This window comes from Streptomyces sp. NBC_00016 (assembly GCF_045040885.1).
GTDB classification, from domain to species: Bacteria; Actinomycetota; Actinomycetes; order Streptomycetales; family Streptomycetaceae; genus Streptomyces; species Streptomyces coriariae.
In genome coordinates this window covers 6,473,443-6,491,031 of record NZ_CP108304.1, presented here as the reverse complement: position 1 = coordinate 6,491,031, position 17,589 = coordinate 6,473,443, and the positions used below count along the sequence as shown (strand labels likewise).

The following is a 17,589-nucleotide window of genomic DNA, read 5'->3' as shown; positions in this document are numbered from 1 at the left end:
GGCGTTAGGGTACCGCAGGCCTTGAGCAAGCCGCGACGCTCGTACGTATGCATGGTCGCGACAACGTTGCTGCGACCAGAATGGCGAGGCCGGAACTGAATCAAGGTCAAGGGTTACTTCGCGTAACAGTAGCTAAGGGACATCACAACAGCCACATTGTCGTTTGATAACAGCGCAATAACTCAAACCTCGTACCCATCGGTATGGAGCCACTTAGAGTTCGGCAGCGGGACCGCTTTCCCGAAACTGCTCGGAGTTGCCCCCATGAACCCTCGTCCTAGTAACAGCTCGCTTCCCAAGCCCGGCCGGTCGGCCTATGGGGTGGCGACGGCTGTCGTCCTGGTCCTCATACCCGTGGTCGTGCTGGTCGGCGGCGACCAGTTCCAGGCATTCCTGAACTTCGGTGCGGGCGTGCTGTCACTGGTATGCCTCACCTGCTCGGTCATCTGGGGCCTCGTCGCCCAGGACCGGCTCATCCTCAACACGCGTCAGCGGATCATCGCGCAGGCCATCCACCGCGTGACCGCCGTGGGCTCCATCGCCTTCCTCGTCGTCCACATCTCCGTCAAGCTGGTACTGCAGCACACCGTCCTGATCGCCGCGCTGATCCCCTTCAGCCTCGGCATCAAGGGCACCGCCGGACTCATCGGCCTCGGCTCCCTGGCCGCCCTGCTCATGATCTTCGTCGGCATCACCGGCGCACTGCGCAACCGGTTCTCCGCGCCCGCCGAGGTGGCCGCCCGCTGGCGCGCGATGCACATGCTGGCCTACCCGGCGCTGTGTGCGGCCCTGATCCACGGCCTGTTCGCGGGGCGCGCGGCCAAGCCGTTCTTCATGGTCTCGTACGAGCTGTGCCTGGCCGGCGTCATGGCCGCCCTCGCCCTGCGGTCCGCCCCGCGCCCGTTCAAGCGCAAGGTCGCCGACCGGATCGCCGCGCTCCTCGGCACCCAGGAACGCTCGGCGATGGACGGCCTGGACGCGTCACGCGCGCGCCGGTCGGAGACCGGATCGTCCGCGCTGCCGGGCTACGAGGGCCGCTCCGGCCGCTCACCGCTGACCGACACGATGGGCTCCACCCGGATGTCCCCGCCGTCGTCGCCGCTGTACGACACGCCCGCGCCCGCCGCCCCGGAGCCGGCGAACGGCTTCGCGGCCGCCTATCGCGCCGTCAACACACCGCAACGGGGCCAGCAGCAGCCCTACGCGGCCGACCAGACGGCACGGATGAACCTGCCGTTCGACATCCAGGCCACCGAGGCCATCCCGCGGGTCGACACCGGCGGCAGCACCTCCGGCACCTGGCCGGTCCCGTCCCCGCCGCCGGTCGGCGAGGCACCCCCGTCGGCCTACGACCCGCTTCAGGACACGGGATTCAACATCCCGGTCTACGACAATTCGGGCACCGGCGGGTACGGCGGACGTGACGTGTACGACACCGGTGAGACGAACCCCCCTTTCGGGACGTACAACCAGAACGACACGTACAACAGCGGTCCCGCCAATGAACCATCACCTGGCTCGTCGTTCGACGCACCGGGTTCGGGCGAACCTTGGAACACGCCTTCCGGAGGCTATAGGTGAACGAGGCCCTGCCCGACGTCCCAGAAGTCCGCGTGGTCGGGCTTCCGCAGCTCACGTCGGGCTTCGACCTTGTCGAAAGACTTGATCTACCCATGCACCTGAAGGTGCACGGGCCGCTCGAACCCCTGGGCGGAGAGGCACTCGCGAAGCTCTCCGAGAACATCAACCTGAAGGGCCGCGGCGGCGCGGGCTTCCCCTTCCACAAGAAGCTGCGCTCGGTCGCCGAGGCGGCGATCAAGCGCGGCGTACGGCCGGTCGTCGTCGTCAACGGCAGCGAGGACGAACCGGCCTGCCGCAAGGACACGGTGCTCATCAACCGTGCCCCGCACCTCATCCTGGACGGCGCGCTGCTGGTCGCGGAGGCGCTGGGTGCCCGCACGCTCGTGGTGGGGGTCACCCGCGAATCCACTCAGCGCTCCATGGAGGCCGCGCTCGCCGAGCGCGGCCTCAGCAACGGCCGCAGATCGGCGCTCAAGGCATTCGTCCAACGCAACCCGATCCGCATGGTCACCGGCGCCGCCGCCTCACTGATCCGCTCCATCGACGGCGGCCCGCCGATCCCGCCCGGCCGCAAGGTCAGCGCCTCGCAGAACGGCGTCGGCGGCGCGCCGACCCTGCTCTCCAACGCCGAGACGTTCGCCCAGCTGGCCATCGCCGCCCGCATCGGCCCGGAGCGCTACGGCAACACCGGCCTGTACGACGAGCCGGGCACCGTCATGCTCACGGTCTCCGGCGCGGTCGCCCGCCCGATGGTGATCGAGGTGCCCACGGGCGTGCCGCTGCGCTACGTCCTTCAGCTCGCCGGCGCCCCACCGGTGCCCCAGGGCGTGCTGACCGGCGGCTACCACGGCAAGTGGATCGACGCCGCGACGGTCAACGAGGCGATCGTCTCCCGCAACTCCCTCGACGCGGTGGGCGGGGCGCTCGGCGCCGGCGCGATCCTGCCCATCAGCCAGGACACCTGCCCGCTGGGCGAGTCGCTGCGCGTGGCCCAGTGGCTGGCCGACGAGAGCGCGGGACAGTGCGGTCCCTGCTACCTCGGCCTGCCGGCCGCCGCGCGCGGCATGGAGGACATCATCAACGGCGGCGGCCCGGCCGCCCTGGAGGCGCTCAAGCAGGTCGCCAAGAACGTCAAGCGGCGCGGTGCGTGCTCGCACCCGGACGGCTCCGCGATGTTCCTGGAGTCGACCATCAAGGCGTTCACCGACGACCTGGCCGCGCATGTCCTCGGCAACGGGTGCGGACGCCCCGTGGAGGGCGTTCTCCCGCTCTTCGAGGCCGGCATGGCCCCGGCGGCCATCACGAGCGGCAACCCGCCGGAGGACAGCGGCTCGAGCCGCCAGAAGATCTTCGTCGACTGGACGCTGTGCCGCGGGCACGGCCTGTGCGCCGACATCCTCCCGGAGGTCTTCCAGCTCGGCGCCGACGGCTTCCCGACGGTGGCACAGGCGAAGGTGCCGCAGAACGCGGAGGCGAAGGCGCTGCGCGCCGTACGCCGCTGCCCGGCCCTCGCCCTGCGCGTCGAGGAGGACACGCGCGCGCAGGCGCCCGCCCGTAACCTCCCGGTCCTCTCCCAGGGCCGCGGCCGCCGCGCCCTCGGCCGCTGAGCGCCGGCCGACGCCGGACAACGGACGACAAGGGGCCGCCTCGTACGAGGCGGCCCCGAAGCGTCGGTCCTGACGGAATGTCCGAAGAGGGAAGACCGGAACGCCGGCCGAACGCAAAAAAGATCCCGCCGGATCGCATCCGATCCGGCGGGATCTGCTGTGGAGCTAAGGAGAATTGAACTCCTGACCTCCTGCATGCCATGCAGGCGCTCTACCAACTGAGCTATAGCCCCTCGTGGCCAAGCGGCGAGGCCGCGTACTGACCGTGTCGCCCGGTTTCCCCGGCGGCGACGCCAACATTACCGGCCCGGAGCGTGGACCACCAAATCGTTTCCGCCCCGTCCGGTTTCAACCCTTATGCGGCTCAAGCGGTGACGAACGAGTAGAACCGCTTGAGCGTGCAGTGCTCCTCGAGGAGCCGCCCGTAGATCGGCTCGCCCTCCAGCTCACGGTACGTCTCGATCGGGTCGCCTTTTATGATCAGCGCCCGCGCGCATTCCTCGCACCAGTACTGGTAGTCGGGGTTGACCGGCTCCATGTCACGGACGATCGGGGTGCCGCTGCCGCACCAGTCGCACTTCCGCCTGTGTGCACCCATCGATCAGCTCCAGCTGTGGCCGCAGGCCGTGCACACGTAGGAAATCCCGCCGTTGTCACCAAGAACCTGGGCCACATGACCGGAACCGCAGGAGGGGCAGCTGAGCCGGGTGGCCTTGTCCGGTGTCACCGCCGCTTCGGAGAGGTCACCGACCTCTCCGAGGATGCTCGCAGGCATCGCTACTCCCTCCCGTCGGGCCGCGCTCCCTTCCGGCCGTTTGATTCTGCCACGGCCGGGCCAATACGGTCAGCGACGCCTCAGTACCAGTCCGGACACGGCACCCAGGGCAGCTGTCGTAGCGAGCGCGAACATGCATGTGAGAAGCGCTTCCGAAGAGGTATACGCCTCTGGGGCCCCAAGTGACTCAAGCCGCTCGAAGAACAGTGTGCCGAAGACCGCGACACCGATCAGCTGCCCGAGCTGGGTGACCGTGGCGAGCAGTCCGCTGGCGTCCGCCGCGTCCTCGGGCCGCACCGCCGCCAGCGCCCCGGTGAGCGTCGGACTGAAGGCGAGGGCGAGCCCGACACCCACGCCGGCGTACGCCGCGTACAGCCAGGCACCGCCGTGGTCGCCGCCCCGGAAGGCCAGCCCCACTCCCAGCACGGACAGCGCGGTGAGCGTGAACCCGGCCGGGGCCAGGGACCGTTGCCAGGACACGGGCCACCTGCGCCAGGTCAGTCCGACCAGCCCGAAGACCACGGCGGTCGGCGCGAAGGTGAGGCCGGCGCGCAGCGCGCTGTAGCCGAGGCCGCCCTGGACGTGCAGGGTCAGTACGAACAGGAAACCCCCGTTGACCGCCATGACGGCCAGCACGCGCAGAACGGCGAGACCCATCCCGGGGTGACGCAGGACACGGGGTGCGATCAGTGGGGCGCCGCCCCGCCGGGCTAGCCGGGCCTCGTAGCCACGGAACAGCAGCAGCGCGAGGGCGCCGACGGCCAGCGACACCCAGGACCACAGCGGCCAGTCCTCCTCCTGTCCGAGCACGAGCGGCACCGTGATCAGTGACACGGCGGCGCCCAGAAGCACGAGGCCTGGCCAGTCCATTCCGCGCGCCCCTTCCCGCGCCCCCGCGCCCGCCCCCGCGCGGCCCGCTCCCCCACCACGGGGCAGGACGCGCCGGCCTGCGACCAGCAGGACCAGACCCACCGGCACGTTCACGAGGAACACCGGCCGCCAGCCGGTGCCCAGCAGATCGGCGGCGACCAGGACACCGCCCACCACCTGCCCGGCCGCCGCACCGACGGCGAGGACCGCCGCGTAGACGCCCAGCGCCCGCACCCGTGCCTCGCCGGTGAACGTGCGCTGGATCAGGCTGAGCACCTGCGGGATCATCACCGCCGACCCGGCCCCCTGCACCAGCCGGAACACGATCAGTTCGGTACTGCCCTGAGCCAGCCCGCAGGCCAGCGAGGCGGTCGTGAAGAGAGCGAGCCCGACGAGGTGGACACGACCGTGCCCGAACCGGTCGCCGAGGCGGGCGCCGGTGATCAGCAGCACCGAGTACGTGATGGCGTATCCGGCGACGACCAGTTGGAGGTCCGCGCCGGAGGCGTTCAGGTCGGAACCGATCGTGGGGGCCGCGACGTTCACGATGAAGACGTCGAGCAGTGCCATGAACTGGGCTGCGAGCACGACCGCCAGCAGCAGCCGAGGCCGATTGTCAGTGCCAGGGTCTTTACTGGCAGCAGGACTTGAAGCGGGTGGAACGGGCGCGGGGACCGGGCTCGGCCGGGGTGTCGTCGTCATGCCGTCGAGCGTGAGGGGGATCCGGTACGGGTGCCGAGAGCCCGCTGATGCTGGTACTGACGGCACCTGGCAGGAGACGGACGGGGGAGCGACCATGGGGGACGTGACGACGGGGGACGTGACGACGGGGGACGTGACGACGGTGACGCGAACAGGCACGAAGACAAAGCCGGGACCGGCGCCGAGGCCCGCGGCGGGGTCGTCGCATCGACGCCGACCCGAGCTGGCCGCGTTCCTGCGCAGCAGGCGGGCCCGGGTGACACCGGGTGACGTCGGGATGCCACCCGGGCTGCGGCGCCGCACTCCGGGACTGCGGCGCGAGGAGGTCGCGCAGCTCTCGGGCGTGGGCGTGACCTGGTACACCTGGCTGGAGCAGGGTCGGCCGATCAACGCCTCCGCGCAGGTCCTGGACGCCGTGGCGCGCACCCTGCGGCTCGATCCGCCGGAGCGGGAGCATCTGTACCACCTGGCGGAGGTGCCCTACGCGTACGTGCCGGAAGCCCTGGCGCAGAGCGTGGGTCCGGAGATCCAGGGCATCATCGACGCCCTGGCGCCCCGACCGGCGGTGGTCTACAACTCGCGCTACGACATCCTGGCCACCAACCCCGTCTACCACGACCTGTTCATCACGCCGGTGGACGACTGTGCGCCGGGGCCCGCCAACGCGCTGTGGCGGCTGTTCACGGTCCGGGAGCAGGACTGCCCGCTGCTGTTCCGGGACAAGGAGCTGCCGGTGATGGTGGCGACCCTGCGGGCGTCGTACGGGCTGCACGCCGGTGAGCCCGGCTGGGAGGACTTCATACGCCGGCTGTCGCAGGCGAGCCCGCTGTTCACGCGGCTGTGGGAGTCCGGTGACGTGGCGGAGCCCGGCCGCCGCGTGAAGGTCTTCCGGCACGAGGCGGTGGGCGAGCTGCGGATGACGTCGACGTCCCTGTCGATCAACGGGATGCCGGAGTGCCGGATCGTCGTGTACACGCCTAACGACGAGGAGACGGAGCGCCGCGCGGCCATGCTGCGGAGCGGAGCAACGAAAAATCCCGCCCCCTGAGGGGACGGGATCTTCGCGAACAGACCTCAACCGGCCGCTACCGATCTTTGACAACTCAACAGAGTTTCGACCGACAGACCAGGTGATCCGTGGAGCTAAGGAGAATTGAACTCCTGACCTCCTGCATGCCATGCAGGCGCTCTACCAACTGAGCTATAGCCCCTTGCGTTCTTCCCGCTCGGCGGGCGAACAAGAAGAACTTTAGCCTGCGACCTGCCGGAAAGTGAAATCCGGGTCCCGGCGGCCGCACGGCGCTCAGTCGTCGTCGCCGAGCACCGGCTCGGGCAGGGTGCCGGCGTTGTGCTCGAGCAGGCGCCAGCCCCGAGCGCCCTCACCGAGGACGGACCAGCAGCAGTTGGAGAGACCGCCGAGGGCCTCCCAGTGGTGGGCATCCAGGCCGAGGAGACGGCCGATGGTGGTGCGGATGGTGCCGCCGTGACTGACCACGACGAGCGTGCCGTCCTCGGGCAGCTTCTCGGCGTGCCGCAGCACCACGGGAGCGGCACGGTCGGCGACCTCCGACTCCAGTTCGCCGCCGCCTCGACGGACGGGCTCACCGCGCTTCCACGCGGCGTACTCGTCGCCGTGGCCGGCGATGATCTCGTCGTGCGTCAGCCCCTGCCAGAGTCCCGCGTACGTCTCGCGCAGGGCCTCGTCGTGGGTCACCTGGAGGCCGGTGAGGGCGACGAGCTCGGCGGCCGTGTTCGCGGCCCGCGACAGGTCCGAGGAGACGATCGCATCGGGCTGGAGGGAGGCGAGCAGCCGGGCGGCGCGGCGGGCCTGGGCCACACCGGTCTCCGTCAGCTCCACGTCCGTCGTGCCCTGGAAGCGGCGCTCCACGTTCCAGGCGGTCTGGCCGTGCCGCCACAGGATGACCCGGCGGCCACGGCCCGGCTTAGGGTCGGCGGCGTTCTCCGCGGCAGCACTCACCGCAGCTCCCCGAACCCGGCCGTGTCGTCCTCCTCGGCCTCGGCCTGCAGCTTGGCGTGCTCCTGGGCCTTGCCGCGGGTCGCCTTGGCGTCGGCGGGCAGATCCAGCTCGGGGCAGTCCTTCCAGAGCCGCTCGAGAGCGTAGAAGACGCGCTCCTCGCTGTGCTGGACGTGGACGACGATGTCGACGTAGTCGAGCAGGATCCAGCGGGCGTCGCGGTCGCCCTCACGGCGTACCGGCTTGGCGCCGAGCTCCTTGTTGAGGCGCTCCTCGATCTCGTCGACGATCGACTTGACCTGGCGGTCGTTGGGCGCGGAGGCCAACAGGAAGGCGTCCGTGATCGACAGCACGTCGCTGACGTCGTACGCGATGATGTCGTGCGCGAGCTTGTCGGCAGCCGCCTGGGCGGCGGACTGGATGAGCTCGATGGAGCGGTCGGTGGCGGTCACTACGTGGCTTTCCGTCGGCGGACACTTGTCCCCAAGGGTCTCACGGTCCGCCGACGGCACCCCACGTGATGGAGGGATCACCCGCGCGGGGGCCGCTTCGGCCCGGCCCCCACGCGTGCTCTCAGTCGGCCGACCCGGCCGACGAGGGCCGGTAGTCCTCGCCCAGGACGACCGCGACGTCGGCGTTCGCGGAGACCGTGCCCTTCTTCACCGCGTCGGCGTCGAGCCCCAGGGTCTTGGCGACCTCGGTGGCGTTCTCCTTGCCGGCGGCGTCCGCGTAGAGGACCTGGGAGGTGGCCTTGGAGTTCGACGGGGTGCCGGCCTCCGAGAAGGTGAAACCGCCGTTCAGGAGCACCACGCGCGCGTCCTCGGTGTTGGCCTTGGTGCCGCTGGCGTTCTGGACGGAGACGCTGACGGCCGCGTCCTTGTCGGGGCTCTTCGCGGCGCCGCCGAGGACGTCCTTGACGACGCTCGCGCTGGCCTCCGCGTTGAGGGTGCCGTCGGTCTGCACGGGCAGCAGCGCGGTCTTGTAGTCGCCGCCCTTGGCGAGGTCCGCGAGCTTGGCCAGGAAGGTGCCGAGGTCCTTGTCGGTCAGCGAGGGGTCGAGGATCTGCGCCAGGGTCTGGACGGTGACGGTGGCGCCCTGCGCGTCGGACGACACCTTGCGCAGCACTCCCTGCATCACCTGGCCGAACCGCTCCAGCTGGGCGTTCTGGGCCTCGCCCGTGGCGCGGTAGGTGGCATAGGCGACGGCCATCTTGCCGCTGAGGGTCTGCTTCTCGCCCTTGTTGACGAGGGGCGCCCCGCCCTTCTTGGCGGCCGGGTCGGGCACGGTGACGTCGGTGTCGACGTCGATGTTGCCGACGAGGTCGACGAGGTTCTGGAGGTAGGGCGTGTCGAGCCGCCAGGTGCCCTCGATGTCGGTGCCCAGGACGGTGTCCAGCGCGTCGCGCGTACCGGCCGAGCCGTCGTCGTCGACGGACTTGGCGAGGGTCGTCGTGGTGCCGTCCTCGTCCGTGACGACGAGGGAGTTGGGCAGCAGGACCGTGGCGGCCTGCTTGGTGGTGGTGTTGTCGACGAGCAGCACCGTGGAGGTGCCGCCGCCGGTGGTGTTGTGCAGGTGGACGACGACCACGTCACGCTTCTGCGCCGCGGTGGCGGTCGTGGTGCCGGTGTCGGAATCCGAGGACGACGACAGGCCGGGCAGCTTCCCGGCGTACCAGAGGTAGCCCACTCCGCCGACCGCGACCAGCGCCAGGACCACGGCGAGGGCGACGAGTCGGCCGCGGGCGCGGCGCTTGGCCTCCTCGCGGCGCTCGGTGCGGTTCTCGGTGAAGTTCAGCCAGTCGATGACGTCCTCGGAGTCGCCGTCGGGCTCCTCCACGAACGCGAACTGCTCGGTCTCGTAATCCCGTTGGGGCTGCCCGGGGGCTGCGGACGCGCCACGCCCCGGCGCCGCCGCACCGGGGCGTCCGTCGGCGTCGATGCCGGTTTCGGCCTCGGCCCCGGTCTCGACCGGACCGCCCTGCTGCGGGATGTAGGCGGTCTGCTCGGCGGCGCGGGGCTGTTCGACCCGGGGCTGCTGTCCGCTGGTGGCGGTCTGCCCATAGGGGTCGTACGGGGCCTGCGTCGCGGTGCCGTAGGGGTCGTAGCCGACGGGAGCCTGCCGGCCGGTGTCGTAGGGGTCGTACGCGGGCGTGGGCGGCTGCCGACCGGTGTCGTACGGGTCGTAGGCAGGCGTCTGCTGCTGCCCGCCCGTGGCGTAGGGGTCGTAGCCGTAACCCTGCTGCCCCTGGGGCTGCTGCGTCTGCTGACCCTGCTGCGGAACCTGCTGCCCCTGCTGCCCGTACGGGTCGTAGGACTGCTGCGGCACCTGCTGCGCCGGGACCTGTCGGTAGACGGGCTGCCCGAACTCGTCGTAGCCGACGAGCTCGTACTGGTCGCCCCCGTACCCCGCGTCGTATCGGTCGTTCACCGGTACCCCTCTCGGCTCACTCGCCGCGGTACAGCTCGCGCTTGTCGATGTAGCGCACGACTCCGTCCGGCACCAGATACCAGACGGGGTCGCCCTTGGCGACTCTCGCACGGCAGTCTGTGGAGGAGATGGCGAGCGCGGGCACCTCGACGAGCGAGACACCGCCTTCGGGCAGACCGGGATCCGTCAGGTTGTGTCCCGGCCGGGTGACGCCGATGAAGTGCGAGAGGGAGAACAGTTCCTCGCTGTCCCGCCAGGTCAGGATCTGACCCAGGGCGTCGGCGCCGGTGATGAAGAACAGGTCGCTCTCGGGGTTGAGGGCCCGGAGGTCGCGCAGGGTGTCCACGGTGTACGTGGGGCCACCGCGGTCGATGTCGATACGGCTCACCGAGAACTGCGGGTTCTCGGCGGTCGCGATGACCGTCATCAGGTAGCGGTCCTCGGCCGGGGAGACACTGCGATGGCTCTTCTGCCAGGGCTGGCCGGTCGGGACGAACACGACCTCGTCCAGGCGGAACTGCGCGGCGACCTCACTGGCCGCCACGAGGTGTCCGTGGTGGATCGGATCGAACGTTCCGCCCATGACGCCGAGACGGCGCTTTCCCGGGTTCGACGGGCCGGTAGGCATGTCCTGCTCTCCCATGCGTGCAGACCCTACCGGCCCGGTTCCGGGGTCCCGGCCGGCGGATGCCCGGAGCGCCCCGCTATGCCGGACTGCCCGTCGGTGAACACGTCGTGTCTCAGCGGTCGCGGTTGAAGCGGGTGGTGATCCACAGCAGGAGCAGCAGGATGAGGAAAGCCGCGCCGCCGGTGATGTACGGGCTGAGGCTCTCGTGGTTGCCACCGTGCTCCTCGCCCTCGGCGGCGAGGGTGACCAGCTGGGCAGCGGTGCTGTGAAGGCTCATCTTCGGCAGGACCTATCCGGTGGGCGGGATAAAGATGTCGGCCCATGGTAAGCGGGCGCCCGCGCGGCGATCACGCCGACTCCGCCATTGGGAACCTTCCCGGCGGCTCAGTCGTCCTTCCGCTTGTAGCCCCGCAGCAGGAACCACGCGGTGAGCACACAGCCCAGGATCATCACGACCAGTACGACGCGGAGCAGATTCCCCGCCCCCTGCTGCTGAGCGGCGCCGGCGGCTTCGGTGAGCCAGGCGGCTGCGGGGTGATGCTCCATGGGGCGGGACTCCTTCGGTGTAGTGCCCGTCCACGGTAACTCCGCCTAGGCTGGGATCCGCTTCGGGGGCGCAAAGGGCCGCACAAGGGTCCGTAAAGGGTCAGGCAGAGGCCACACAGCAGGTAGCGGCCACACAGACGCACATGGGGGAAGACATGTCCGACGACGGCCACGAGCAGAACGGCACCGGCCACGAGAGCGTGCCCAGCAGGCAGCGCAGGCGCTTCCCGGGAATCTCCTCCCGTGCGTACGAGCACCCGGCCGACCGCTCCGCCCTGGTGGCGCTGCGCAAGCTGAGCGGCTTCGACACCGTGTTCAAGGCGCTGAGCGGGCTGTTGCCCGAGCGGAGCCTGCGGCTGATGTTCCTGTCCGACTCGGTGCGGGTCTCCGACCAGCAGTTCGCGCACCTCAACGACATGCTGCGGGACGCCTGTTACATCCTGGACCTGGAGAAGGTCCCGCCGATGTACGTCACCCAGGACCCGCAGCCCAACGCGATGTGCATCGGTCTGGACGAGCCGATCATCGTGGTCACCACCGGGCTCGTCGAGCTGCTCGACGAGGAGGAGATGCGCGCGGTCGTCGGCCACGAGGTGGGCCACGCCCTCTCCGGGCACGCCGTGTACCGCACGATCCTGCTGTTCCTGACGAGCCTGGCGATCCGGATCGCGTGGATCCCGCTGGGCAACCTCGCGATCATGGCGATCGTCACGGCGCTGCGCGAGTGGTTCCGCAAGTCGGAGCTGTCCGCCGACCGGGCGGGTCTTCTCGTCGGCCAGGACCTGAAGGCCTCGATGCGCGGCCTGATGAAGATCGCCGGCGGCAACCACCTGCACGAGATGAACGTGGACGCGTTCCTGAAACAGGCCGAGGAGTACGAGGCGGGCGGCGACCTGCGCGACTCCGTGCTGAAGATCCTCAACGTGCTGCCCCGCACGCACCCCTTCACCACCGTGCGCGCGGCCGAGCTGAAGAAGTGGGCCGAGTCCCGCGACCACCAGCGGATCATGGACGGCCACTACCCGCGGCGCACCGAGGACAAGGACACCTCGGTCACGGACTCCTTCCGCGAGTCCGCGAGCCACTACGCGACGAGCGTCAAGAGCTCCAAGGACCCGCTGATGAAGCTGGTCAGCGACATCGCGGGCGGGGCGGGCGACCTGGGCGGCCGGGTGCGGCGCGGCTTCGGCGGGTTCGCGGGCTCGGCTCCGGCGGAGGACCAGCCGCCGAGGAACGGCTCGGACGGTTCGGACGGCTGGGACGGGACTACGGACACGCCGCCGCGCGCCGACAGCTGATCCGGAGCACGGCCCTGAGCGGATTCACACCTTCGGCTGTGCGCTCGTCGCGAGGGATCCGCACAGGGCCGTCGCGCCGCCCGTCGCGTAGGGGTCCGTGCCGGCCGGGCCGCCCGTCTTCGCGGTCTGGCCGGCCAGCAGCGGACTCAGGTGGTTCGTGGAGTCCTCGGCGCAGGACAGCGGGCCGGCCTGGACGTAGGACACGATCAGCTGGACCTGGTGGGTGCGCAGGTCGGTGCGGTCGAAGCGGAAGTGCAGCTCGCGGCGGACGGTGAAGAGGGAGGCCGAGGTGTCGGCGCCCGCGCCGGCCGGCCGCAGCGCGTACACGAAGGTGTGGTCCGCGGTGACCTCGAGGGTCGCGGAGTCGGTCTCGGCGGCCTGGAGCGTGCCCTGGACGCGGATGTTGCTGTCGGCCAGCCGGGCCTGGGCGGGGTCGAAGCGGACCAGCCAGCCGGTCGGCGCGTGCCGGCCGTCGGCGGCCGGGTGGCTGAAGCTCTCGTCGAACTGGTCGAGCTGCTCGGCGGCGACCAGGGCCCGCACGGGCCGCACCTGCTGCCGGGTGAGCACCTCCGGGTAGAGGGAGGAGTGCACGATGTACTCCTTGGCCGCGGTCAGGGCGGTGACGACCTGGCTGTCGGAGAAGTGGGCGGTGCGCCGCGAGGCGGGCAGCGGGATGCCCTCGGCGCCGATCCGGAACTGCGCGGCGGGACTGCGCGCGAACAGCGACTCGGCGTCGGCCGCGCCGGGCACGACGCCCTGCGGGGAGAGCGGGATGACGGTCATCCGCAGGGGCTCGACGGACCGACGGGCCACGGCGCTCTGGTAGGGGTTGCGTACGCCCATGTAGATGGCCGTCCCGAAGGCGACGGCGATCAGCATGACCAGGATCAGTACCTGCCGCGACAGGCCCCGGCGCCGGGGCGGCCGGCGACGGACGGCGGGCGCGTGGTCGGCCATGCGCTCCTGCGCGGAGTACTCCTGGATGCGGGCAGCACGGACGAACGATTCGTCGAAGACGACGGATCGGTACTCGTCCTCTCCACCTCCGGGAGTGCCCTCGGGTGTCCCCTCCGGTGGGTCTCCAGGCCCGGCCATACTTTCAGAGTAGGTCGCAGGGACCTCAGGTAAACGCCCTGCCGCACGACAACTTCTGACAGACGCTCAGGGCGTGCGCGGAACCGCCGAGACAGGTGGCTGGGAGTGGTCGGCGGACGCCGAGGGAGGCGGCACGCTCCCCTGTTCGAGGCCGGTCGTGGCGGGCGAGGGCAACTGGTCCCGGCTGCTCGACGAGGCGCCCCGGTAGACCGCGGCGAAGGCCAGCGCGACCATGCCGACGCCCATGACGAGGGCGAGCATCCAGGCGACGGGCCGATGCCAGCGGACCTGCCTGCCGTACGCCCCGGGGGCGCCGTAGCGGCGTTCCCACGCCTCGGGGAGGTCGGCGTCGTCCAGCTCGTCGAGGTCGGGATCATGGCCGAAATCGCCGGGTCCGTCGGAACCGTAGGCATCGTCGTAGTGGTCGCCTCTGGCGCGGGCCCGGCGGGCCTCGGCCTCGGAGGCCTCGGCTCTCGCCTCCGCGGCGGCCAGGAGGCGCTCCACGGCGGTCGGCTCGTGCACCACGGCCGCCTTGACGAACGCCTCGTCGAAGACCACGGAGGCGAACTCTTCGTCCGACACCCCGCGGTCGTGGTCGTCGTCGGGCTCCCAGCCGTCAGGGAACGGCGTACCCCCCACGTCCTCCGGCACAAATCCAGAGTAGACCTGGGGGGTCAATTTGGGCAGTCGGTAGGGAAATTCATCCGCCGGATGAGACACCTCTCACGACAGCCCCGAAGGGCGGTTCAGCGCCGTACGTGCCCGTCGCCCGTGACGATGTACTTGGTGCTGGTCAGCTCCGGGAGGCCCATCGGGCCCCGGGCGTGCAGCTTCTGGGTGGAGATGCCGATCTCCGCACCGAAGCCGAACTGGCCGCCGTCGGTGAAGCGGGTGGAGGCGTTCACGGCCACGGTGGTGGAGTCCACCAACTGGGTGAAGCGGCGGGCGGCCTGCTGCGAGGTGGTGACGATGGCCTCGGTGTGGCCGGAGGTCCACAGCCGGATGTGCTCGACGGCCCGGTCCAGCGAGTCGACGACGGCGGCGGCGATGTCGTAGGAGAGGTACTCCGTCTCCCAGTCCTCGGGCGTGGCCTCGACCACGGTCGCCTTGGAGTCCTTGGCATAGGCCAGCACGCGCTCGTCGGCGTGCACGGTCACGCCCGCCTCCGCGAGGGCGTCGAGGGCGCGCGGCAGGAACCGGGGGGCGATGTCCTGGTGGACCAGGAGGGTCTCGGCGGCGTTGCAGACGCTGACCCGGTGCGCCTTGGAGTTGATCAGGATGTCGATCGCCATGTCGAGGTCGGCGTGGGCGTCGACATAGACGTGGCAGTTGCCGGTGCCGGTCTCGATGACCGGGACGGTGGACTCCGTGACCACGGTCCGGATGAGCGAGGCGCCGCCGCGCGGGATGAGGACGTCGACCAGGCCGCGGGCCCGCATCAGCTCGCGCACGCTGTCGCGGCCCTCGCCGGGCACCAGCTGTACGGCGTCGGCGGGCAGACCGGCCCCGCCGACGGCGTCGCGGATCACCCGGACGAGGGCGGTGTTCGACTCGTAGGCGGAGGACGAGCCGCGCAGCAGGACCGCGTTGCCGGCCTTCAGGCAGAGGGCGGCGGCGTCCACGGTGACGTTCGGGCGGGCCTCGTAGATGATGCCGACGACGCCGAGCGGGACGCGGACCTGGCGCAGGTCGATGCCGTTGGGGAGGGTGGAACCGCGGACGACCTCACCGACCGGGTCGGGCAGCGCGACGACGTCCCGGACGTCCGCGGCGATGGCCCGCACCCGCTCCGGGGTGAGGGTCAGCCGGTCCACGATCGCCTCGCTGGTGCCCGCCTCACGGGCCTTGGCGATGTCCTTCGCGTTGGCCTCGACGATTTCGCTCGTACGGACCTCCAGCGCGTCCGCGATGGCGAGCAGCGCGTCGTCCTTGGCGGCCCTGGGCAGCGGCGCGAGGTCGGCGGCGGCCGCCTTGGCGCGGTAGGCGGCGCGGGTGACCGGGGACATGGAGTCGTACGGCGAGAGCGTGGTCATAAGGGAAGGGTAGTGCGCCGCGCGGGCCGGTCCACCGTTCGTTCCACACCCCGAGATGTGCCGCCGGAACACCCCGGGGCGCGTCGGCGAGCGGCTCAGTACGGGTGGACGCCGACCGGGGTCGCCGGGGCCGGTCCGTAGCCCTCCGCGATGCGCTGGTGGTAGGTCTGGCGGTCGATGACCTCCAGGCCGACGATCTCCCAGGGCGGCAGCCCGGCGGTCTGGCGGTGCTCCCCCCACAGCCGCAGGGCGACGGCGGCCGCGTCGTGCAGGTCGCGGGCCTCCTCCCAGTACCGGATCTCGGCGTGATCGCCCGCGTACCTGCTGGTCAGGAGGAAGGGATGGTCGTGGGCGAGCTGCTCGAGGGCCCGCCGGACCTCCTTCAGCGGGGCCTCCTCACCGGAGACGCTGAGGGTGACATGCCACAGCCGCGGGACGTCCACGGGCTGTCCGCCCTTCGACTCGGCGCCCTCCTGGGCCAGGTACCGGTCGCCCGCCGCCACGCTGGTCAGGGCGCGCTCCTCACCCGGCGCGCGCGAGGGTGCCGGACTCGCGGCGCGTGACGACGCCGGAGCGGCCGCACGCGGCGCCGCCGAACCGGTTTCGCCGGTACTCCCACGGGTCGCTGCCACCCCAGGGCGCACTCGTCTCACGACGGCCTCCTTTACGCAGCGCTCGTGCGGAATGTGTCCCGCGTTCTCTTGTCCCTGGAACAAAGTTGAGCAGGCCGCACGGCTCCGCGGGGCGGTTTCACGGAACGTCCCCCACCGGTACGGACCGTTCGATCGGGTTTACGGGTGCAGGATCACCAGGTCGTCCCGGTGGACGACCTCGCGCTCGTACTCCGCGCCCAGCTCCCGCGCCAGTTCCCTGGTCGACCGCCCGATCAGCTGGGGGATCTCCTTGGCGTCGAAGTTGACGAGCCCGCGGGCCACCGCGCGCCCCCGGGTGTCGCGCAGTTCGACGGGATCACCCGCGCTGAACTCGCCCTCGACGGCGGCGATCCCGGCCGGCAGCAGCGAGGTGCGCCGCTCGACGACCGCGCGCACCGCCCCGTCGTCCAGCGTCAGCGAGCCCTGCGGGGTGGAGGCGTGCTGGAGCCACAGCAGCCGGTCGGCGGAACGCTTGCCGGTGGAGTGGAAGTAGGTGCCGGTGTCCCCGCCGGTGAAGGCGTCGGCCGCGTGGACGGCGCTGGTGAGGACCACCGGGATGCCGGCCGCGGCCGCGATCCGGGCGGCCTCGACCTTGGTGACCATGCCGCCGGTGCCGACGCCCGCCTTGCCCGCGCTGCCGATCTCGACGTGCGCCAGGTCCTCGGGGCGCCGCACCTCGGCGATCCGCGAGGTGCCGGGCCTGCCGGGGTCGCCGTCGTACACGCCGTCGACGTCGGACAGCAGGATCAGCAGGTCGGCGTGGACGAGGTGGGCGACGAGGGCGGCGAGCCGGTCGTTGTCGCCGAAGCGGATCTCGTCGGTGGCGACGGTGTCGTTCTCGTTGACGATCGGGAACGCACCCATCGCGAGCAGCTCGTCGAGGGTGCGGGAGGCGTTGCGGTGGTGGGCCCGCCGGCTCATGTCGTCGCTGGTCAGCAGCACCTGTCCGACACGGACGCCGTAGCGGGCGAAGGAGGCGGTGTAGCGGGCGACGAGCAGCCCCTGGCCGACGCTCGCGGCGGCCTGCTGGCGGGCGAGGTCCCGGGGGCGGCGGCGCAGGCCCAGCGGGGCGAGGCCGGCGGCGATCGCGCCCGAGGAGACGAGCACGATCTCCTTCTCGCCCCCGCTGCGGCTCTTGGCGAGGACGTCGACGAGCGCGTCGACCCGGTCGGCGTCGAGCCCGCCGGAGGCGGTGGTCAGCGACGAGGAGCCGACCTTGACGACGATCCTGCGGGCCTCGCTCACGGCCTGCCTTGCCCCTGCCACCTTGTTCTTCGCCCCTTGTGTAGGTCGACGGCTGCCCGCCTGGCAATCTACGCGAACAGGGGCGGAGGCCGCGCAGGAGTTTCACCTCGCGGACGGTGCGCCGGTGTAACCGTTCGCTCACGCTTTGCGTACG

Annotated in this window: 18 protein-coding genes and 2 tRNA genes; 4 read left to right on the top strand and 16 right to left on the bottom strand. The window is 70.9% G+C overall.

From position 1 onward, the window contains the following. The first annotated feature begins 264 nt into the window (after positions 1-264). Entirely contained in the window at positions 265-1,581 is a 1,317-nt protein-coding gene (locus OG933_RS28765; protein WP_405629536.1) for a ferric reductase-like transmembrane domain-containing protein, read from the top strand. After that, entirely contained in the window at positions 1,578-3,188 is a 1,611-nt protein-coding gene (locus OG933_RS28760) for an NADH-quinone oxidoreductase subunit NuoF family protein (protein ID WP_028806510.1), read from the top strand. Before OG933_RS28765 ends, OG933_RS28760 begins: the two co-directional genes overlap by 4 nt. A gap of 160 nt (positions 3,189-3,348) precedes the next feature. Here the strand turns inward: OG933_RS28760 and OG933_RS28755 are convergent. The 4 genes from OG933_RS28755 to OG933_RS28740 form a co-directional block, all read right to left on the bottom strand. Further along, positions 3,349-3,421, bottom strand: a tRNA-Ala gene (locus OG933_RS28755). Positions 3,422-3,552: 131 nt separating this feature from the next. Further along, entirely contained in the window at positions 3,553-3,786 is a 234-nt protein-coding gene (locus OG933_RS28750) for a hypothetical protein (RefSeq protein WP_003976229.1), read from the bottom strand. A gap of 3 nt (positions 3,787-3,789) precedes the next feature. Next, positions 3,790-3,963, bottom strand: a complete 174-nt coding sequence (locus tag OG933_RS28745) for a hypothetical protein (protein WP_199920286.1) — start codon at positions 3,961-3,963, stop codon at positions 3,790-3,792. Between the two features lie 69 nt (positions 3,964-4,032). Then, on the bottom strand, positions 4,033-5,421 hold the full coding sequence (locus OG933_RS28740) for an MFS transporter (protein ID WP_405629533.1): 1,389 nt from the start codon (positions 5,419-5,421) through the stop codon (positions 4,033-4,035). 391 nt (positions 5,422-5,812) lie between these two features. Here OG933_RS28740 and OG933_RS28735 point away from each other — a divergent pair, with 391 nt between their 5' ends. Beyond that, positions 5,813-6,583, top strand: coding sequence for a helix-turn-helix transcriptional regulator (locus tag OG933_RS28735; protein WP_362524754.1), 771 nt, complete (start codon positions 5,813-5,815; stop codon positions 6,581-6,583). Between the two features lie 90 nt (positions 6,584-6,673). Here OG933_RS28735 and OG933_RS28730 read toward each other — a convergent pair. The 7 genes from OG933_RS28730 to OG933_RS28700 all read right to left on the bottom strand — a co-directional run bounded on the left by OG933_RS28730 (position 6,674) and on the right by OG933_RS28700 (position 11,111). Continuing rightward, a tRNA-Ala gene (locus tag OG933_RS28730) sits at positions 6,674-6,746 on the bottom strand. Between the two features lie 92 nt (positions 6,747-6,838). After that, entirely contained in the window at positions 6,839-7,513 is a 675-nt protein-coding gene (locus OG933_RS28725) for a histidine phosphatase family protein (protein WP_362524755.1), read from the bottom strand. Further along, complete coding sequence (rsfS, locus tag OG933_RS28720) at positions 7,510-7,962, bottom strand: ribosome silencing factor (protein ID WP_020127782.1); 453 nt, start codon at positions 7,960-7,962, stop codon at positions 7,510-7,512. The genes OG933_RS28725 and rsfS overlap by 4 nt, the downstream gene beginning before the upstream one ends. Before the next feature lie 121 nt (positions 7,963-8,083). Continuing rightward, on the bottom strand, positions 8,084-9,937 hold the full coding sequence (locus tag OG933_RS28715) for an LCP family protein (RefSeq protein WP_405629531.1): 1,854 nt from the start codon (positions 9,935-9,937) through the stop codon (positions 8,084-8,086). Positions 9,938-9,953: 16 nt separating this feature from the next. Further along, a complete protein-coding gene (gene nadD / locus OG933_RS28710; protein ID WP_054244897.1) occupies positions 9,954-10,580 on the bottom strand; it encodes a nicotinate-nucleotide adenylyltransferase in 627 nt (208 codons plus the stop codon). A gap of 97 nt (positions 10,581-10,677) precedes the next feature. Beyond that, entirely contained in the window at positions 10,678-10,842 is a 165-nt protein-coding gene (locus tag OG933_RS28705) for a hypothetical protein (protein ID WP_020127785.1), read from the bottom strand. A 107-nt stretch (positions 10,843-10,949) separates the two neighbouring features. After that, on the bottom strand, positions 10,950-11,111 hold the full coding sequence (locus tag OG933_RS28700) for a hypothetical protein (RefSeq protein ID WP_020127786.1): 162 nt from the start codon (positions 11,109-11,111) through the stop codon (positions 10,950-10,952). Between the two features lie 155 nt (positions 11,112-11,266). Here OG933_RS28700 and OG933_RS28695 point away from each other — a divergent pair, with 155 nt between their 5' ends. After that, complete coding sequence (locus OG933_RS28695; RefSeq protein WP_405633549.1) at positions 11,267-12,409, top strand: M48 family metallopeptidase; 1,143 nt, start codon at positions 11,267-11,269, stop codon at positions 12,407-12,409. 24 nt (positions 12,410-12,433) lie between these two features. Here OG933_RS28695 and OG933_RS28690 read toward each other — a convergent pair whose 3' ends face one another. The 5 genes from OG933_RS28690 to proB form a co-directional block, all read right to left on the bottom strand. Continuing rightward, complete coding sequence (locus OG933_RS28690; protein WP_405629526.1) at positions 12,434-13,504, bottom strand: hypothetical protein; 1,071 nt, start codon at positions 13,502-13,504, stop codon at positions 12,434-12,436. Positions 13,505-13,570: 66 nt separating this feature from the next. Then, complete coding sequence (locus OG933_RS28685) at positions 13,571-14,182, bottom strand: hypothetical protein (protein ID WP_362264502.1); 612 nt, start codon at positions 14,180-14,182, stop codon at positions 13,571-13,573. A 68-nt stretch (positions 14,183-14,250) separates the two neighbouring features. Continuing rightward, the gene (locus OG933_RS28680; RefSeq protein WP_142264289.1) at positions 14,251-15,537 is read right to left on the bottom strand and encodes a glutamate-5-semialdehyde dehydrogenase; all 1,287 of its coding nucleotides are present in this window, start codon (positions 15,535-15,537) and stop codon (positions 14,251-14,253) included. A gap of 95 nt (positions 15,538-15,632) precedes the next feature. Beyond that, positions 15,633-16,190 (bottom strand): hypothetical protein, encoded by a 558-nt coding sequence (locus tag OG933_RS28675; protein WP_362524763.1) that lies wholly within the window; start codon positions 16,188-16,190, stop codon positions 15,633-15,635. A gap of 138 nt (positions 16,191-16,328) precedes the next feature. After that, a complete protein-coding gene (gene proB / locus OG933_RS28670) occupies positions 16,329-17,435 on the bottom strand; it encodes a glutamate 5-kinase (RefSeq protein WP_020127792.1) in 1,107 nt (368 codons plus the stop codon). Between the last annotated feature and the right edge of the window lie 154 nt (positions 17,436-17,589).